General features: G+C 46.0%; 15 protein-coding genes. 11 read left to right on the plus strand and 4 right to left on the minus strand.

From position 1 onward, the window contains the following. Positions 1-135 precede the first annotated feature (135 nt). Together KVT36_RS05410 and KVT36_RS05415 are read right to left on the minus strand one after the other, a co-directional pair. On the minus strand, positions 136-960 hold the full coding sequence (locus KVT36_RS05410; protein WP_217602491.1) for a hypothetical protein: 825 nt from the start codon (positions 958-960) through the stop codon (positions 136-138). Between the two features lie 36 nt (positions 961-996). After that, positions 997-2,022 carry a LacI family DNA-binding transcriptional regulator gene (locus KVT36_RS05415; protein WP_217602492.1) on the minus strand — a complete coding sequence of 342 codons (1,026 nt, stop codon included), beginning with the start codon at positions 2,020-2,022 and terminating at the stop codon, positions 997-999. 611 nt (positions 2,023-2,633) lie between these two features. Here KVT36_RS05415 and KVT36_RS05420 point away from each other — a divergent pair. Genes KVT36_RS05420 through KVT36_RS05430 form a run of 3 tightly spaced genes read left to right on the plus strand, consistent with a single transcriptional unit; the run spans position 2,634 to position 6,152 of the window. Then, positions 2,634-3,566: an RraA family protein gene (locus KVT36_RS05420; protein WP_217602493.1), complete on the plus strand. Its 933-nt coding sequence runs from the start codon at positions 2,634-2,636 to the stop codon at positions 3,564-3,566. A gap of 41 nt (positions 3,567-3,607) precedes the next feature. After that, entirely contained in the window at positions 3,608-5,056 is a 1,449-nt protein-coding gene (locus KVT36_RS05425; protein WP_217602494.1) for a mandelate racemase/muconate lactonizing enzyme family protein, read from the plus strand. A gap of 19 nt (positions 5,057-5,075) precedes the next feature. After that, a complete protein-coding gene (locus KVT36_RS05430) occupies positions 5,076-6,152 on the plus strand; it encodes a bile acid:sodium symporter family protein (protein ID WP_217602495.1) in 1,077 nt (358 codons plus the stop codon). Between the two features lie 146 nt (positions 6,153-6,298). On the opposite strand, the gene KVT36_RS05435 is transcribed toward KVT36_RS05430, so the two are convergent. Beyond that, a complete protein-coding gene (locus KVT36_RS05435; RefSeq protein ID WP_217602496.1) occupies positions 6,299-8,869 on the minus strand; it encodes a zinc-dependent metalloprotease in 2,571 nt (856 codons plus the stop codon). Between the two features lie 705 nt (positions 8,870-9,574). On the opposite strand from KVT36_RS05435, the gene KVT36_RS05440 reads away from it, so the two are divergent. The 6 genes from KVT36_RS05440 to KVT36_RS05465 all read left to right on the plus strand — a co-directional run bounded on the left by KVT36_RS05440 (position 9,575) and on the right by KVT36_RS05465 (position 15,110). After that, complete coding sequence (locus KVT36_RS05440; RefSeq protein WP_217602497.1) at positions 9,575-10,435, plus strand: MotA/TolQ/ExbB proton channel family protein; 861 nt, start codon at positions 9,575-9,577, stop codon at positions 10,433-10,435. A 68-nt stretch (positions 10,436-10,503) separates the two neighbouring features. Next, positions 10,504-11,169 (plus strand): biopolymer transporter ExbD, encoded by a 666-nt coding sequence (locus KVT36_RS05445; protein ID WP_217602498.1) that lies wholly within the window; start codon positions 10,504-10,506, stop codon positions 11,167-11,169. A gap of 72 nt (positions 11,170-11,241) precedes the next feature. After that, positions 11,242-11,835, plus strand: a complete 594-nt coding sequence (locus tag KVT36_RS05450) for a biopolymer transporter ExbD (RefSeq protein ID WP_217602499.1) — start codon at positions 11,242-11,244, stop codon at positions 11,833-11,835. Between the two features lie 47 nt (positions 11,836-11,882). Next, positions 11,883-12,719: an energy transducer TonB gene (locus tag KVT36_RS05455; protein WP_217602500.1), complete on the plus strand. Its 837-nt coding sequence runs from the start codon at positions 11,883-11,885 to the stop codon at positions 12,717-12,719. An 81-nt stretch (positions 12,720-12,800) separates the two neighbouring features. Further along, a complete protein-coding gene (mnmE, locus tag KVT36_RS05460; protein ID WP_217602501.1) occupies positions 12,801-14,183 on the plus strand; it encodes a tRNA uridine-5-carboxymethylaminomethyl(34) synthesis GTPase MnmE in 1,383 nt (460 codons plus the stop codon). Between the two features lie 120 nt (positions 14,184-14,303). After that, the gene (locus KVT36_RS05465; RefSeq protein WP_254639848.1) at positions 14,304-15,110 is read left to right on the plus strand and encodes an NIPSNAP family protein; all 807 of its coding nucleotides are present in this window, start codon (positions 14,304-14,306) and stop codon (positions 15,108-15,110) included. Between the two features lie 117 nt (positions 15,111-15,227). On the opposite strand, the gene KVT36_RS05470 is transcribed toward KVT36_RS05465, so the two are convergent. Further along, positions 15,228-16,397 (minus strand): hypothetical protein, encoded by a 1,170-nt coding sequence (locus KVT36_RS05470; RefSeq protein ID WP_217602502.1) that lies wholly within the window; start codon positions 16,395-16,397, stop codon positions 15,228-15,230. A 155-nt stretch (positions 16,398-16,552) separates the two neighbouring features. Between KVT36_RS05470 and KVT36_RS05475 the strand changes: the two genes are divergently transcribed. After that, positions 16,553-17,434, plus strand: a complete 882-nt coding sequence (locus KVT36_RS05475; RefSeq protein ID WP_217602503.1) for a DUF4349 domain-containing protein — start codon at positions 16,553-16,555, stop codon at positions 17,432-17,434. Further along, on the plus strand, positions 17,427-18,251 hold the full coding sequence (locus tag KVT36_RS05480; protein ID WP_254639849.1) for an MOSC domain-containing protein: 825 nt from the start codon (positions 17,427-17,429) through the stop codon (positions 18,249-18,251). Before KVT36_RS05475 ends, KVT36_RS05480 begins: the two co-directional genes overlap by 8 nt. The last annotated feature ends 29 nt before the right edge of the window (positions 18,252-18,280 follow it).

An 18,280-nucleotide genomic window follows, 5' to 3' on the forward strand; every position in this document is an offset into this window, starting at 1 on the left:
AAGTTAAGCCCCTCATGGCCGATGGTACTGCACCACAATGCGGGAGAGTAGGTAGCCGCCGTATTTATTAGAAAAGGCTCTGATCATATGATCGGAGCCTTTTTGTTTTATATCCTTTTACTGAATGATCTTTCCTTAGCGCTTCTTGTGGAAATCATCATACCAGTGCGCAATATTTATAGATGCGCCTAACCCCAGCGACACCGGCTGAAAGTACTTGTTTACAACAGATCCGTCATCCCGGTTATCATACCCGTTATCAGACAAAGGAACAGAAAAAGACAGCTGCATCTGGAACTTCACATACTTATAACCCGCACGGAAGGTAAATGCCGGCTCCATAAAAAAGCGGGTTTTCTGGCTGATCTGCCCAAAGCCATCCCGCCGCTCAGTGTCATTCTCAAATACCTTATTGCCTAGGGACATATCGTAAAAGTTCACTACAGAAAAACGGCTGCTAAAAGCGGTTTCAATGGCAGGATGCACAAAACCAATACTGGGTTGTACAAAGAATTTGCTGAAATGGGAACGTAACAGGTAATCATTCACGTTACCGGTATTACCATCGTCATGATACGCTGCATCCAGCGTTTTAAAGCTGCCGGAACCCAAACCGGTATAAACATCAAACACCATCCGCTTTTTCGACCCAAAAGGCGAAAAGAATCCTATCCCGCCTTCAAACAAGCCCCCTTTTGCGTATTTATCAACAAACACATCATCATTATCATCATTATTGCCGAAGGGACGAAATACATATTGCCCGTTAGCCATAACGGCAATATGATCAGTAACAGCAAAAGCAGCCTGGTAATTGGTGGGAGACAGGCTCCCTTTAAATTCAAATTGCTCTTTTAATAAAGGAGCATTCACTGTATTGGGAACATAGATGTTCTTATTGCAGGCGCCCAGGAAAATAGCAGCGCCTAGCAGGCAGGGAGTAATAAAGGTTTTCAGCATTCTCTTAACATTTAGTCAGTTGTAGGTATATACTTGTTATTCTAATAAGCTGGATTGCCGGGGGATCAGCTCTACAGGGAACACAAAGTTCTTGGTCACTTTTACATTTTCATCCTGGTTAATGAGCTGGATCACCGTTTCCACGGCTTTTTGCCCCATTTTATAACCCGATTGCTCAATGGTAGTGAGGGAAGGAGAAATGATGCGGGAGGACAGATCATTGGAATAGCCCACCACTTTTATCTGCTCCGGTATGTTTATCTGGTGGCGCCGCGCTTCCTGTATAAAGGAAACTGCAGAGGTATCATTGGCCGCAAACAAACCATCCGGCAGCGGCTTGCTGGTTAGCAGCTCCTGGGCTGCAGTAGCTGCCGCATCGGTAGTAAGATTGTGAATATACAACAACTGTTCATCATATGGAATATTATACCTGGTCAGTGCAGCTTTATAACCGGCCAGCCGCTGCTGGTAAAGGTTACAGGTAAGCACACCGGAAAAGTGGGCTATCCGTTTACAGCCCTGTTTTATCAGGTGCTCCGTAGCCAGGTAACCGCCGGTAAAATCATCGCCCGTAATGCTGTAGCCCGGGAACTCAATAGGCACACGGTCATAGAACACCATGGGTATATTGTTCTTTATAAAAGGGCTGAAATGTTCGTAGTTGGTGGTGAACATGGAAGCTACGGCCAGCAGCCCATCCACCCGCAGGGAAAAGAACGTGTGTACCAACTCCTTTTCCATAGCCACCGTTTCATCTGACTGGCCGATCACGATGCTAAAACCATATTTATGCGCCTCATGCTGAATGCCGCTGATAGCAGTACTCTGGAAATACATGGAAGTACGCGGCACAATTAACCCGATAATATTAGACCGTTTCTTGCGCAGGCTGGAGGCGATCCAGTTGGGCACATACCCCATTTCAGCAGCCATTTTCTGCACTTTGTCGCGGGTATCATCATTGATCAGGGGGTTATTCTGCAAGGCGCGGGATACGGTCGATGCAGACAGGCTCAGCGCCTGGGCAATATCGTAGATGGTGATCTTACTGCGTTCTTTCATTCGGAGTTTTTTTTCTATAGATCATGGAACCAGGCGATTATGCCGGTTTCACTTTTTGAGGTTTCAGTTATAAAATAAAAATAAGCTATATTAAGCAATTTATATTACAATTGAAATGCTGATTCATATTGCAATAACCCCTTTGTTGCAAATGGCGAAAAAGCACGGCTTGCTGCAGACAGTATTATTTCAGCGGTGGAGCTTGAAAAACTCCATAATTATTCCTAATTTTTAAGGCTGATTGAAATTCCGTTATGAAACTGATACGCTCCTTTACCAAAGCTGTATGAGTAGCACAGCAGTTACCATCCACGGTTATGCCATTTTGCCTTGGGAATTTTACAAAAAATACAGAAGATGTAGTGCCGGAAACCCTTGTGCAGCTGTGGTGTCAATGGCAGCAATTTGATCCTTTTGCTGCAGTAAGGTTTATGAAAACCCAACCCAGGATATTCCCAAAACAGAGAACATCCACCGGCGCGCTGCCCTGATACCGGATCTATTTAAACACCCTGCACTACCAGGAAACGCTGTGGCAACAGGAAACAGATGAGCTGAACATCCGTATGTAGTGAGATGTGAAATAACACGATACTAAACATACAGCATATATGAAATTACATTTCACTTATTGGTTGTTAGCCGGCTGCCTGTTACTGGCTGATGTTGCCCGCGCACAGCAGGTAACGTTAACACCGGAGCAGATAAAGTCCCTCACGGCTGCCTGGAAAGGAGAACGTTTTCCCGATGGCCGGCCTAAAGTGCCGGATGCCCTGCTGCAACGCCTGAAAAAAATATCCATTGAAGAAGCCTGGGGCATTTTGCGCAACAAAGGTTACCAAAACCAGTTTGAAGGCGAGTGGATGCTGCTGCGTAATGAGCAGGTAATGACCGGCCGCGTGGTAACTGCCCAGTACATGCCTATGCGCCCGGATATGGATCAGCTGATCAAAGACAAAGGCAAAGCAGAAGGCCGTATTGGCGGTACCAACTCCTGGCCCATTGATGTACTCTCTAACGGTGACGTATATGTGGCGGATAGCTACGGCAAGGTAGTGGATGGTACATTGATCGGTGATAACCTGGGTAATTCCATTTACGCCAAATCAAAGAACGGTGTGATCTTTTACGGATCCGTGCGCGATATGGAAGGGCTGGAGGAAATAGATGGTTTCACGGCCTGGGTAAAAGGGTACGATCCTTCCTATATACAGCAAATGATGCTGGCCGGCATTAATGTACCCATCCGCATTGGCCGTGCAACAGTGCTGCCCGGAGATGTGGTGCTGGCAAAAAAAGGCGGCGTAATATTCATACCTGCGCATCTGCTGGAAGAGGTAGTGCTGAACGCAGAGTTCATAGCCCTGCGCGACCAGTTCGGCCACCAGCGCCTGCGGGAAGGCAAATACACGCCCGGCCAGATAGATACCCAATGGACCGATGTTATTAAAAAAGATTTCCTGCAATGGCTGGATACCCAGGGTGATAAGCTGCCCATGAGCCGCCCTGAGCTGGACAAATTCATGCAGAACAGAACATGGTAGTAAATTCTTAGCTCCTACATCTTACTTCAAAATCATCGTTTATGAACCCATCACAAAAATTCCTCTCAAAACTTGGCGTAGCCGAACCAGCAGATCCACAAAATGAAAAGGCGCTGGATAACCGCCGCTCTTTCCTGAAAAGAACCCTGGGCGGTTTGGCGCTGGGTGGTTTTATGTTTGCACCGCTGGAAGATACGCTGGCTTTCAGCACTTCCAAAGTGAACCGCAATTCTTCACCGTCTGATCTTAAGATCACGGATATGCGCTACGCAATTGGTATGAACTCAACGGGTCGTTGTCCCATTATCCGTATAGACACTAATCAGGGTATTTACGGCCTGGGCGAAGTAAGAGATGGTGCAAGCTGGCGGTACGCGTTGTTCCTGAAAAGCCGCATACTGGGCATGAACCCCTGCAGCGTGGAAATGATCTTTAAACGCATTAAACAATTTGGCTTCCACGGCCGGCAGGGAGGAGGAGTGTCCGGTGTGGAAATGGCATTATGGGACCTGGCCGGTAAAGCCTATGGCGTGCCCGTGTACCAGCTGTTAGGCGGTAAATACCGCGACCGCGTAAGGTTGTATGCAGATACGCCTGAAGTAGAAGATCCCACTGAATTTGCTGCTAAGCTCAAAGACCGCCTGGAAGGTAAAGGTTATACTTTCCTGAAAATGGATTTTGGGATTGAGCTGCTGAAGAATACACCCGGCGCTTTAGTGAATGATAATTTCTGGGATGTAGGCCGGCAATGGACCAATCAGCCCATGACCTATGGCGCTACGGAACACCCGTTCACGCAGGTGCAGATCACACCCAAAGGACTGGACATTCTGGCGCAGCGCATCAGCCAGGTGCGGGAAGCAGTAGGTTATAATATACCACTGGCATCTGATCACTACGGACATTTTGATCAGAACAACGCTATTCGTTTAGGCAAGGCCGTAGAGCCCTACCGTTTGGCCTGGCTGGAAGACCTGATCCCCTGGAAATTCACCGAACAATGGAAACAGATCACCAATGCAATAGAAACGCCCACCCTTACCGGGGAAGATATTTATTTGAAAGAAGAATTTATTAAATTGATAGACGCGCATGCAATAGATCTTATACACCCTGACCTGGCAACAGCCGGCGGCATCCTGGAAACCAAACGTATTGGTGATTATGCGGAAGAGAAAGGAGTGGCCATGGCCATGCATTTTGCTGGCCTGCCGGTTTCTTTTATGGCCAATGTGCATTGCGCTGCAGCTACGCAAAATTTTGTAGCGCTGGAACATCACTCGCTGGATGTACCGTATTGGAATAGTTTAGTGAAGTCAGATAAACCGCTTATTGAAAAAGGTTTTGCTATTGTGCCTGACAAACCGGGATTAGGCATAGAGCTGAATGATGAAGAGCTGAAAAAACACCTGGCGCCTGAAGATAAAAGTTACTTTGCACCTACGCCGGAATGGGACGATAACCGCTCCTGGGACCGGCTGTGGAGCTGATATTATAAACCATTTCATTATGCACAAACTATTCTGGTATATAGCCGCACTGGCTTTTATTACTTACATTATTACTACCATTCTGCACTTACACGCGGCAGGCGGCTGGTTGCTGATGTGCGGCTTTACTATGCTGGCACTGGCTTTCAGGGGATACCCGGTATTAAAAGGATTTTCATACACGGTGATGATCTTTGCAGCGGTAAGCATGGCGATGTATTACCCCCAGCATTTCATCCAGGTAGGTGATTTCAAATTGTCGAAGCTGATTGTGCCGTTGTTGCAGATTATTATGTTCGGGATGGGTACCGGTTTAAGCTGGAAGGATTTTGCACAGGTAGCTAAAATGCCTATGGGTATTGGCGTTGGCATTATCGGGCATTATACTATTATGCCGCTGATCGGTTTTACCATTACGCAGCTGTTTCATTTTCCACCGGAAATAGCAGCAGGTATTATTTTGATCGGCAGCTGCCCCAGCGGGCTGGCATCTAATGTAATGTCGTACCTGGCAGGCGCTAACCTGGCCTTATCGGTATCTATAACTGCAACGGTTACACTCTTAGCGCCTATTATTACACCGTTGTGGATGAAAGTGCTGGCCGGGCAATATGTAGATATTGTATTTGAAGAAATGATGTGGCATATTATCCAGATCGTAATACTGCCTATCATACTGGGTTTGGTGTTCAACCATTTCCTGCATGGTAAATTCAAATGGCTGGATGCAGCCATGCCCCTGGTATCTATGATCAGCATAGGATTGATCATAGTAGTAATAACGGCCAGCGGACGTGATAGCCTGCTTACAGTAGGCCCTTTGCTGGTGGTGGCTACTTTGATGCATAATCTGTGCGGGTATTTCCTGGGGTACTGGGGCGCACGGTTGTTCCGCATGCCGGAAAAAGATTGCCGTACCGTAGCATTGGAAGTAGGCATGCAAAACGGCGGACTGGCTTCCGGCCTGGCATTAAAAATGGGCAAGCTGGCTACAGTAGGTTTAGCGCCGGCAGTATTCGGCCCTTTAATGAATATTACCGGATCAGCACTGGCTACGTGGTGGAAAAGCAAACCAGCGGAGGAGAAGGAGAATTGAATTACGAATGAGTAGATTGTTGTGAGGTAGTGCATTTGTAAGTTGTTTATAAAAAATCAGTCCTGCATGTTTACACGCAGGACTGATTTTTTATGAATGTTTATACTACCACAGTGCACTCATTCGTAATTGACAATTCGTGATTATCACTTCGGCTCTAATGCTGAAGTGATACGCTGCACCAGGTCTGTTAAGTGGTAACGGCTCATATTATCCGGCATAGCAGCAGCGGCGGCGCGCATCTCATTACGTAAGGTGGTCAGCTGTGCACGTGCAATGCTGCTTACATCCGTTCTGCTGGGATCTGCAGGCGCGCTGCCGAACATGATAGTCATACCGCCACTCAGGCTGGGACCACCACCGGACGCCAGCAGCTCTGTAAGATTTTTCACATAAACCTTTTGCAGGTTGCGGCGGAAAATGTCAATAGGCTTGTGCGTATATACTTCACTGAAAATACCTTTCTTCAGATCATTCATCATGTCTGTAGCCTGGTAAGCATTATTGCCTTCCATGGCCGATGCGTTTAACAGCTTATTCAGTGTGCCGGTACTTAATAAGCGGTCCAGTATGGGTTCCTGGCGCGCCAGTATCACCGTGGTAGCATCATTACCGGTACGTTGCAGAATATCTTTATCCAATAACCATTTAGGGGTAATGAACAATTGCTGGTTCAGGAATTTAATAGCCTCCTGCTGGGTAGCTTTGGGTACGGCTTCATACACGGCGCCTTCCTGCTCCACTGTTTTAGGCGTTTCATAAATGCCGCCTACATTTTTGGTTACATGGCCCAGGTACCGGGAGTATTGGCCGGTTATTTCGCGGTACAATTCACCCAGGTTGCTGTACCCTTCGTTCGGTTCACGGGTCCAGGCCATAAGATTGGGAATGATGCGCTGCAGATTTTTAATGCCGTAATAGCTGGCCTTCATGGCATTATCGCCCAGGTCTTCGTTCTGTGAGCGCGGATCATCCGGGTTGCTTTCTGTACCAAACCAGTAACGTTTATCTTTTAAGCGGTTGATGGTCCATTTATTCAGGATGGGCTTTTCAGCTTCTGCGGTGGCTGCTTCCGGGATCTCGCGGTAACCCCATTCAATAGCCCATTTATCGTAAAAGTTAATGCGGGGATACAGGTCGGCGCCGGTAATGCTATCTTCCGGTTGTGCTACATAATTAAAACGGGCGTAGTCCATAATAGAAGGAGCGTGGCCATTCTTTTCCACCCAGGCTTTATCGCGCAGCTTTTCTACCGGATAGGCAGAGCTGGAGCCAAAGTTATGCCGCAGGCCCAGGGTGTGGCCTACTTCGTGCGACGATACAAAGCGGATCAGCTCTCCCATCAGCTCATCATCAAACTCCATAGTCCGGGCACGGGAATCATTGGGGGCGCATTGCACAAAATACCAGTTGCGCAGCAGGCGCATTACATTATGGTACCAGTTAATATGGCTTTCCAGTATTTCGCCGGAGCGGGGATCATGTACATGCGGACCGCTGGCATTGGCAATATCAGAAGGCTTGTACACAATAGCAGAAAAGCGGGCATCCTCCAGGGACCAGGTAGAATCTTCCTGGGCAGTAGGCGCCATTTTAGCCAGGATAGCGTTTTTGAAGCCAGCCTGCTCAAAAGCAACCTGCCAGTCGTTCACCCCTTGTATCAGGTACTTGCGCCATTTGGCCGGTGTAGCGGGATCTATATAAAATATGATAGGTTTCTTAGGTTCTACCAGCTCGCCGCGTTTGTATTTTTCCAGGTCTTCTTCCTTAGGCTCCAGGCGCCAGCGGGTGATCATCTGCAGGCGTTTTACACCCTGGGGATCTGCATCAAAGTCGGTTACGCTGGTGGTAAAAAAGCCTACGCGCGGGTCAAAGTACCGGGGCTGCATAGGCACATTGGGCAGCAGTACCAGGGAGCTGTTCAGCTCCAGGGTAGCATTGCCACCAGCAGCAGGCGGAAAACCGGGAGCACCCGGTGCGCCGCTTTTGGAGTAGGTTTTAACGGTTTTGATCTCTGTATTAATGGGGTAGGAGCGTACATCTACAATGTAAGATTTATCAGGCTGCACGCCACCCAGGCGCAGGCCCGTTTTCATGCGCTGGTCAAAGAACAGGATCTCGTTATCACCATTAATATAGTCTGTGAGGTCTACAATGCTGCCATTGTTCTCTTTTGAAAAGGCTTTGATATCAAAGGCGGCGGCAATGGGCTGTATGTTGGAGTTCATTACCGCATTGAACATAGGCTGGGTGCTATCCTTTGATATTTCGCTATAGGAAACGTTCTTCAGGAAAATGCGGTTATTGGGTCCTTTCTCAAAGCGGATCACGTTTTCACCGATCTGGTCACCACTGTAGCCATAAAAGAAGGAGCGCAGGCCGGCGGCGGATTTAGAGATGCGGTTTACCACCAGTATATCGCGGCCCAGCAGGGAATCGCTTATTTCAAAATATACCTTGTCATCCAGCTTATAAATGTTGAACAGGCCGGAATCGGCTTTTGCCTTAGGGGTAATGAGTTCGCTGAATGGCTTGGGATTGGCTTTAGGCGTGCCCTGCGGTGGTATAATGGGTGGCTTGGCGGTGGTGTCCTTTTCTGCGCCGGCGGTTACCGCGTGTTTTTTCTTTTTCCTTTGTGCAGATGCCGGTGCGCTAAGCGCCAGGCTTATACAGCATAGGACTGCTGCTACCGCAACAGACCTGCTTCTTACATGCATGTTCATAATGATTTGATCAAAAGGGTTGATTTCTGACAGGATATGTTTATTTTATCCGTTGTTGCAAATAAATATATAATGCAGTAACTTATCAGGAAATTCCATAAACGTTATAATTGTCTTAGGAATGGAAATAATAGCAGTATATTGACCACGTTAATGGCCAGGGACTTTTAAATTTAGTAAATTAGCATTATTATATTAATATTGTCTTTGATATATAACAGCCGTTTTCAGCTATTGTGATGAATTAGAAGGCCTAAGGGTGGGAAAGGGCATGTTTTTAGCGGGGTGATAAGTTAAAAACAGCTACTGTGGCTGAAGGGAACTTAAATGTGAATAATGATAAAATTTGTTGGAACATTTAAAAATTTCCTTAAATTGTGCGTCCAACTTTGAAAAAAAATCAATAAATTTCGATTTTCAAGGACAGTAACAATACAGGTTTAGAATAGCCATTAGACATTGTTGCTCACTCATTTGTGTTTTAAGTGTATGCTCAATCAATTTGGAGATAAAAAGCCTGTTACAGGCTTTTGTGGGGAGATTAAATTTTGTGAGATTTTTTGAGCAGCACTTGTTTTTTTAAGGCAACCGTCTAATATTTGCGAAAGCCGTAATTGTAGTTGTTACATTTAATAATTCAATCTAAACGGAAATACTAAAAAACCATAGTTTAATTTTTAACACTAAAATTCAATCAACATGGCTGAGACTAAAACAACTGTGACTGCAGCTGCTGCCAAAACGACAACCACTTCTCATCAACCTAAGAAATCATCTAATGTGTTTGCGGCATTAGCCGTTCCTATTTGTTTAGTGATCGGTATACTCTTCTACGCTTTTGTATTAGGTAGCCCGGCAAACTTTCAGGGTGGCGTTGTAGGCGGGCATCCAGTTGAAGAAGGCATTGGTAAATGGTTTGGCACAGTTTATATGGGAGGATATGTAGTTCCTGTATTGATTTCTGTATTATTGATTTGTTTAACTTTCGTGATCGAGCGTTTCCTTTACCTGTCTAAAGCAAAAGGTAAATTCAGCGGCGCTGAGCTGGTACGTAAAGTACAGTATCACCTGGCTAACAAGAACGTTGATGCTGCCCTGGCAGAATGCGACAAACAACAAGGTTCTGTTGGTAATGTGATCAAAGCTGGTCTGAAAAAATACAAAGAAATGATCACCAACACTGAGTTGGATACTGATCAGAAAATACTGACCATTAAAAATGAGATCGAAGAAACTACTGCGCTGGAACTGCCGATGATGGAAAAGAACCTGGTGTTCCTGTCTACTATCGCTTCTATCGCAACCCTGTTAGGTCTGTTCGGTACGGTATTAGGTATGATCCGCGCGTTCGCTTCAATGGCAACCGGTGGCGCTCCTGATTCCGCTCAGCTGGCAGGTGGTATCTCCGAAGCATTGATCAATACTGCACTGGGTATCGGTACTTCCGCTGTATCCATCATCATGTACAACTATTTTACTACCAACATTGATAGCATCACTTATGCAATCGATGAGTCTGGCTTTACTTTAACTCAGAGCTTTGCTGCTAACCACAAATAATTTTTAATTATTTGTATGGAAAACCAGCAGGTTTGAATCTATTTAAAGTAAACTAAAAAGGAGTAAAGATGCCAAAAGTTAAAATGGCCCGGAAGAGCACAACCATCGACATGACCGCAATGTGCGACGTTGCGTTCCTGTTGCTGACGTTCTTCATGCTAGCCACTAAGTTTAAGCCCGAAGAGCCGGTGACTGTGGTTACTCCGTCCTCTATTAACACGAAACTGCTGCCTGATTCCGATGTGATCATGTTCACAGTGGACCCAAAAGGCAGGATCTTCTTCAGCATGGACGGTCAGCCCAAGCGGAAGAAATTAATTGAGGACCTGAACTCACAGTTCAAACTGGGATTGGATCAGAAGGCTATGAACAACTTTATAGTAGGCGCCAGTGTTGGTACTGAAATAAAGAACCTGAAATCTTACCTGGATATGAAGATGGAGGACCGGAAAGCTTCCGGCCTGGAAACAGGGATCCCTTCTGATTCGGCCAATAATGAGCTGTCAACCTGGATAAACTACGCCAGAACTGCACAGGGTGGAAACCCCAGGCTGCAATACTGTATTAAAGCAGATAATGGTACCCCTTATCCCAAGATAAAGGAGATCATGCAAACCTTTAAGGATCTGAAGATACAGAAGCTGAACCTGGTTACCAGCCTGGAATCAGTACCTCCGGGCACTGCTGCTGCACTGGCAAATACAGGTGCTGCACCGGCTAAGAAATCAGAATAGTCATCATCAGTAAACGGCAGGTGTTTTCCGCGGAAAGCCCGCTGCTATCACAAACTAAAAAAAAGAGCTACTATGGCAGAAATGGATACCAGCAGTAGTGGTGGTGGAAAGAAACACCAGGGAACGAAATCGAAAAAGCTTTCTACCCGTGTGGATATGACGCCGATGGTGGACTTAGGCTTTTTGCTGATCACCTTCTTCATGCTCACCACTACCATGTCCAAGCCCAAAACCATGGACTTGATCATGCCCAAGGATACCAAAGATGAGAAGGAGCAGAATAAAGTGAAAGAGAGTACTGCCCTTACTATATTGCTTGGAAAGAACAACCGTGTATATTACTACGCCGGTCTTGCCCAGGACCCGAACGCATCTGCTAACCCGGACTTTTTCAAGGCTACCAGCTTTGCCAACAAAAATGGTATCCGGGATGTGCTCATCAAGAAAAGAGATGAAGTAGCACAGCTGCGGAATGCAAAAGGTGAGCCTGAAGACGTGGTAGTGATCATTAAAGCCAATGACGACGCGACTTATAAGAACTTCGTGGATATATTGGATGAAATGGCCATTAACCGTATCCAGCGCTATGCTGCCGTTGATATCAGCGATCAGGATAAGCAATGGATCAAGCAAACCGAAACGGCTAATACAGGTGGCGCACAGTAATTTGTGGAAAAAGCAGATTTTTTGCATCCATCTATAAAAAACAGACAATGGATTCAGCTAGAATACTAAAGGCCGATTTTCTTGATATCCTGTTTGAAGGCAGGAATAAAGAATACGGTGCTTATGAACTAAGAAGAAAGTACGAGAAGCGCGTACGCAATGCCCTCCTGGGTACTGCCGCTGTAGCGCTCTTGTGTGTAGGTGGCTATGTTGTCAGCAATATCATAAAGGGTATCGAGGACAGAAATCCGAAGAAACCCGTTATTGAGCAGATCAAAATGGAAGACATTAAGCTTCCGGATGATCCCAAAACGCCACCTCCGCCACCTCCTCCGCCTGCACCACCCCCGCCGGTGAAACCTTCAGTGCAGTTTACACCACCCGTTATTAAGAAAGATAATGAGGTGCCGCCGGAAGAAGAACCACCAAAAGTAGAAGAGATCAAGGATAAAGCGGTAAGTACTAAAACCATGGAAGGTGATCCCAACGGTATTGACCCGGGATTACTGGAAGACAGTAAAGGTACCGGTGTGGTAGAAGCACCGCCCCCGCCGCCGAAAGAAGAGATCTTTACCTTTGTGGAGCAACCTCCTACCTTCCCTGGTGGTGAGGAAGCCCTGGCCAAATACCTGAGCAAGAACATCCGATACCCGCGCGTAGCACAGGAGAACGGTATTTCCGGAACTGTATTTGTGCAGTTTGTGGTAGATTCTGAAGGCACGATCAAAGACGTAAAAACAGTTGGCGCCGCCAAAGGTGGTGGTCTGGAAGATGAAGCTGTACGCGTGGTGAAAACCATGCCCAAATGGAAACCTGGTAAGCAGAACGGCCGTCAGGTATCCGTACAGTTTAACCTGCCCATCCGCTTTACTTTGCAAGAGTAGTACTGTTAAAACGATATTACTGAATTCCCCACCGGCCAACCGGTGGGGAATTTTTTTTTAGCGTAATTTTGCGCTCTTATTATGTCAAACAAACTCACAGGATACGATGATACGATAGTGGCGCTGGCCACCGCCCCGGGTGTAGGCGCTATTGCCGTGATCCGTTTAAGCGGCCCGCAGGCCATTACCATCTGCAACCAGCTATTCCCCTCCAAAGACCTGCTGCAGCAGGCCAGCCATACGCTGCATGTGGGCAGCATTGTATCAGATAGTAAGATCATTGATGAAGTAGTGGTAAGCTTGTTCAAAGGCCCCCGTTCCTATACCGGAGAAAATGTAATAGAGCTATCCTGCCACGGCTCCCCCTACATACAACAGCAATTAATAGATGCCTGTATACAGGCCGGCGCCCGCCTGGCTAAGCCTGGTGAGTTTACCATGCGCGCCTTCCTGAACGGTAAGCTGGACCTGGCCCAGGCAGAATCGGTAGCAGACCTGATAGCCAGCCATTCCGCCGCCAGCCACCAAACTGCCATGCAGCAAATGCGGGGTGGCTTTTCCCGGGAGCTGCAGGCCTTGCGGGAGCAGCTGATCCGCTTTTCCGCCCTTATAGAGCTGGAGCTGGATTTTAGCCAGGAGGATGTGGAATTTGCGGATCGTACCCAGCTCTATGCACTGATCAAAATTGCCCTGGAAGTGGTGCAGCATTTAACGGACTCTTTCCGTATGGGCAATGTGATAAAACATGGCGTGAATACAGCCATTGTTGGCAAACCTAATGCGGGCAAATCTACCTTGCTGAATACCCTGCTGAATGAGAACCGTGCCATTGTGAGCGATATTGCAGGCACCACCCGTGATACGATTGAAGAAGTGCTGAATATACAGGGTATCTTATTCCGCTTGATAGATACCGCCGGTATCCGTGAAAGTGTGGATACCATTGAAAGCATTGGAGTACAAAAAACACTGGAGAAGATCAAAGAGGCAGGTGTGGTGATCTATTTGTTTGATGTAAGCGAGCTAACAGCGGCGGATATACGTAATCAGGTTTCACTTTTTGAGCAGGACGGCATTAATTACCTGCTGGTAGGGAATAAGATGGATGTTTTAGGTGAAGACGAGGCGCTTGCTAAGTTTGCGGGGATCCCGGACATCCTGTTTATCTCCGCGAAGAACCATGCACATATTGACCTGTTGAAGGACCGGCTGGTACAAAAAGTAATGAGCGGCGATATTAATATGGAGGCTACCATCGTAACAAATGCACGGCATTACGCAGCATTGCAGTCTGTGCTGCAGGCGCTGCACGATGTGCGGAGCGGGATGGATAGCGGTTTGCCGGGCGACCTGCTGGCGCTGGATATCAGGAGGTGTTTGCATTTCCTGGGTGAGATAACGGGAGAGATCACGAATGAGGAGCAGCTGGATTGGATATTTAGTAAGTTTTGTATCGGGAAGTAACCGCACATAATTTAAAAGTGACAAATTTATACCAAGGCTCGAAAAGTACCCTAAAACCCGGTATTGTTTAATTGAATGATTTTGCAGATCTTCAAAACTTATATACGCTCCTTCTAAAATTTGCAAACCAAAATTACAATCAATATGCAACGCAGGAAATTCCTCCAGTCTTCGCTTGCGGCTACTGCGGGTATGGCAATACCCTTCAATTCTGCAACAGCGGGTGATAAGCAGCCCATGCAAAAAGAAATATACGAATGGCGTGAATATGAAATGCGCTTTGGCTCCAACCCTGCGCAGCTGGAAGATTATTTTAAGACAGCGCTTATTCCTGCATTGAATAAATATGGTGTAAAAACAGTGGGTGTATTCAAGGAATGGAGACCATCGGAACCAGCTAAATTTTATTTATTCGTACCTTATTCTTCTCTTGACAACTACCTTTCGGTAAATACGAAAGCAAAGGCGGATGCAGATTATATTAAAAATAGCTCAGCATATAACAGCATACCGGCTGATAAACCTGTATATAACCGCTTTACCTCTTCTTTGATGATTGCTTTTGATGGCTGGCCTGCAATGGTTTTACCCTCAGGTGGATCCCGGATGTTTGAATTAAGAACGTATGAGGGTTATAGTGAAGATGCCGTAAGAAGAAAAATTAAAATGTTCCATGACGGGGAGTTCCCCATTTTTAAAAGGGCGGGATTAAATCCCGTATTCTGTGGTGAAGTGATTGCCGGCGACAAGCAACCCCGTCTCACTTATATGATCACATGCCCCAGCATGGAAGAACGCGACAAAGGATGGTCTGCTTTTGTAGCGGATCCTGAATGGAAAAAATTAGTAGCGGATCCTCAGTATGCAAATACTATTTCTACTATCAGGAATACCTTTTTGGTTCCAACCTCCTATTCCCAGGTGTAGCCGGCCAGTTTGCCGCTACCGGTTGAAGGAGGGCATTTCCACCAATTGAATATCATGGTCTTTGGCATATTGAATGCCCAGGCCATGCAGCTTATTGTAGCGGTCAATCATATATGGTTACCTCTCCGCAATCAAACGATCTACCCTACTATTAAACACAGCCTTGCTAATGCCTGCTACCTTCTCCAACATCCTGAAATAATTTTCATCTCCTTTCTCACGTTTGCCGCAGCACAAAAGCGCTTTCACGGCATCAAACCCTTTTTCTTTTTCCAGCTGCTGAACGATCAGGGCATTGATGACATAAGCAATATTCAACCGTTTGGTTCCTTCCACAAAATTTTGCTCACTGATGTACAGGGCAAGCCAGTCGGAATGTTCATTTTTGGCAGCATAGCCCCTGGATGCAGCCAGGATCTCTTTCCATTCAATGCCCCAGCTGCCTCCGTATAAATAAGCGCATCCTTCATCTACCGGCTTGTTAATGATCCCGGTGGAGTACATATTGTGCAAGCGGTCATGCCACAGATCATGCGGGTCAAACTCATTAAAACCCGTAGGGTTAGCCATTCCGCTAACTATTAATGTTTGGTTATTGTGGCAAGTATACAGGGAAAGATGGTTATACCCGTTGTAAATGGCCTTGTACTCAACCCCAATCAGCTTCAATGCTTCTTCAAAATCATCACAGCAATAGAACCGGATCTGCTGTTGGGGAGCCCCGATCTTTTTATCATAATACAGGATCATCTGCTGCAGCTTTTTGGCGTCCTCCAGGTTGATCTTCTCTTTGTACCTGAATACAACATTATCTATCCGGTGAGTTTTCCAAAGCATAACATTGGTGGATAATGGAGAAAGGAAAATAAACCGGTCTGCCTCCTGCCTGGCCAGCAGCCTGAAACTCCCCCTCAGTATCGCCGTATCTTCCCTGGTTCCCATGTACGATAGCTGCAGCAGGTAAGTATGTTCATCCCTTTGAATAACATTGGTTAGGTAGGGTTTAAAAAAGGTGCTGTTATTGTACCGGGCATTTTTTTCAATGCCCTTCATTTCATCTGTTAACAGGCTGGTTTCCAGGAGATCCGCTTTTGATACAAAACCGTTTGCCGCATTTGCGCTGTCTTTACTGCGCAGGAATCCATCCAGGCTACGCAGCAGCGCCTCCTTTATAGCAGTATCCTTGGGCAGGGAAATGTTGTTAAGTATTCTTACAGGATTTGATTGACCATAGGTAAGGGATGCCAGCAAGGTAAAAAGGGATAAGCAGTAAATTTTTGTATTCATAGAATATAGGTTATTTAATCATTCTAATATATTCATCCGGGTTATACTCAGTGACCGGGTAATTAAAAGGTATAAATAATAGACGGATAAAAAGTATGCATTTTAATAGCTCTCTGCATCATATGAAGTAATAAATAAAACTGATCCAAAAACCCATGAAACAAACATTCAGACAACGCTTTTGGAAATCCGCAAAATGGTTCGGCGGGTTATTTCTCCTGATGCTGATATTCCGGCTGATCTACGGTTACGTTGTTACAGACGCGGCGCAAGGAGGAGAATATACAGGTGATTTCTTCAGCACTGTAGCGAATTTAAGAAAGAACTACGCCTCTGAAAAACAGCTGCTAAAACAGGATGTAGCGCCACAGGCTAATGCTGCATCTTCCCAGAAATACGAGAAAACAGCTACAGTCAGATCAAAGACATCACAATTTGAAAAGGACATAGATACGATCAAAAAAGTTACAACCAGTTTTGAAGGTGTGATCCAGTATGAGCAAAACACCGGTAATAAAGGAAACCGGCAAATTCAATTGCTGATCGGGATTAACCCTGAGAAGTTTGACAGCTTTTATGAGAAGATCCAGCATATAGGCCAGGTGAAATCAACAGAGATCACAAAGGTGGATAAAACAAATGAATACCGGCAGCTGAACGCAAAGAAAGCCTCTCTTGAAAAGAACCTGGCTTCGTTAAATGAGCTGAGATCCAGGGGCGGCGCCATTGGAGACTATATTAAATTACATGAGAAGATCCTGGAAATAGAAACCCAAATGCAGGAATTGGGTGTTGAGCTGGGTAATTTTGATACGGAGAATGAATTCTGTACCGTCCGGTTCTCACTCTATGAAGGCGCCCCGGAAAAGAAAGTAAGTTTTGCCAAACGGGTTAAAGTAGCCCTGGAGTGGACGATTAAATATTATGCAGTGTTAATGTGCTCATTACTGCTGCTTGTAATGGTTATATTTATCATGCTTCTGATCATTGATAAGCTGAAAGTGATAAAAATGGTAACAGCTAAGCTGGATGAATAAGACACTTCCGTATCTTAGCACTATGCTGGCAGTTAGCGAACTATATATTTATCCTGTTAAATCATTAGGGGGAATTGCATTGCCTGCGGCTTCTCTGACTGATCGTGGTTTTGAATACGACAGAAGGTGGATGCTGGTAGATGAGAACAACCGTTTCCTTTCGCAGCGTGAGGTACCGCTCATGGCTTGTTTACATGTAGAGCTACAGAACGATTACCTGGTGGTTAAAAATATACATAAGCCGGATTTTTTTTACCCGATCCCGCTTCACCCTTTAACCACTGAAACTACCATGGTTACTGTATGGGACGATCAGTGCCCTGCCCAATGGGTAAGTACAAAAGCCGATGCCTGGTTTAGTGAACAGCTGGATCTTTCATGCAGGCTGGTGTATATGCCGGATAGCAGCCACCGGCACGTAGATGAGCGTTATGCAAACAATAAAGAAATTACCGGTTTTTCTGACGGATATCCTTTATTGATGATTGGTCAGGCCTCCCTTGATGACCTGAACAGCCGGTTAGCATCTCCTTTACCTATGAACCGTTTCAGACCCAATATAGTATTTACCGGGGGGCTGCCGTTCCAGGAAGACGATATGCAACAATTTAGTATTGGCGATATCCGCTTTTGGGGTGTTAAGCTCTGCGCACGCTGCGTCATGACTACCATCGATCAGCAAACCGCTGTAAAAGCAAAAGAACCTTTGAAAACACTCAGCACTTACCGTATGAAAGAAAATAAGATCCATTTTGGCCAGAACCTGTTGTATCAGGGCAGCGGGACCATTCGCGTTGGTGATGCCATTACAATATAATATTAACATAGCCGTCCCCCTTTGGGAAC

This window comes from Chitinophaga sp. GbtcB8, from assembly GCF_019091455.1.
In the GTDB taxonomy this organism is placed as follows: domain Bacteria; phylum Bacteroidota; class Bacteroidia; order Chitinophagales; family Chitinophagaceae; genus Chitinophaga.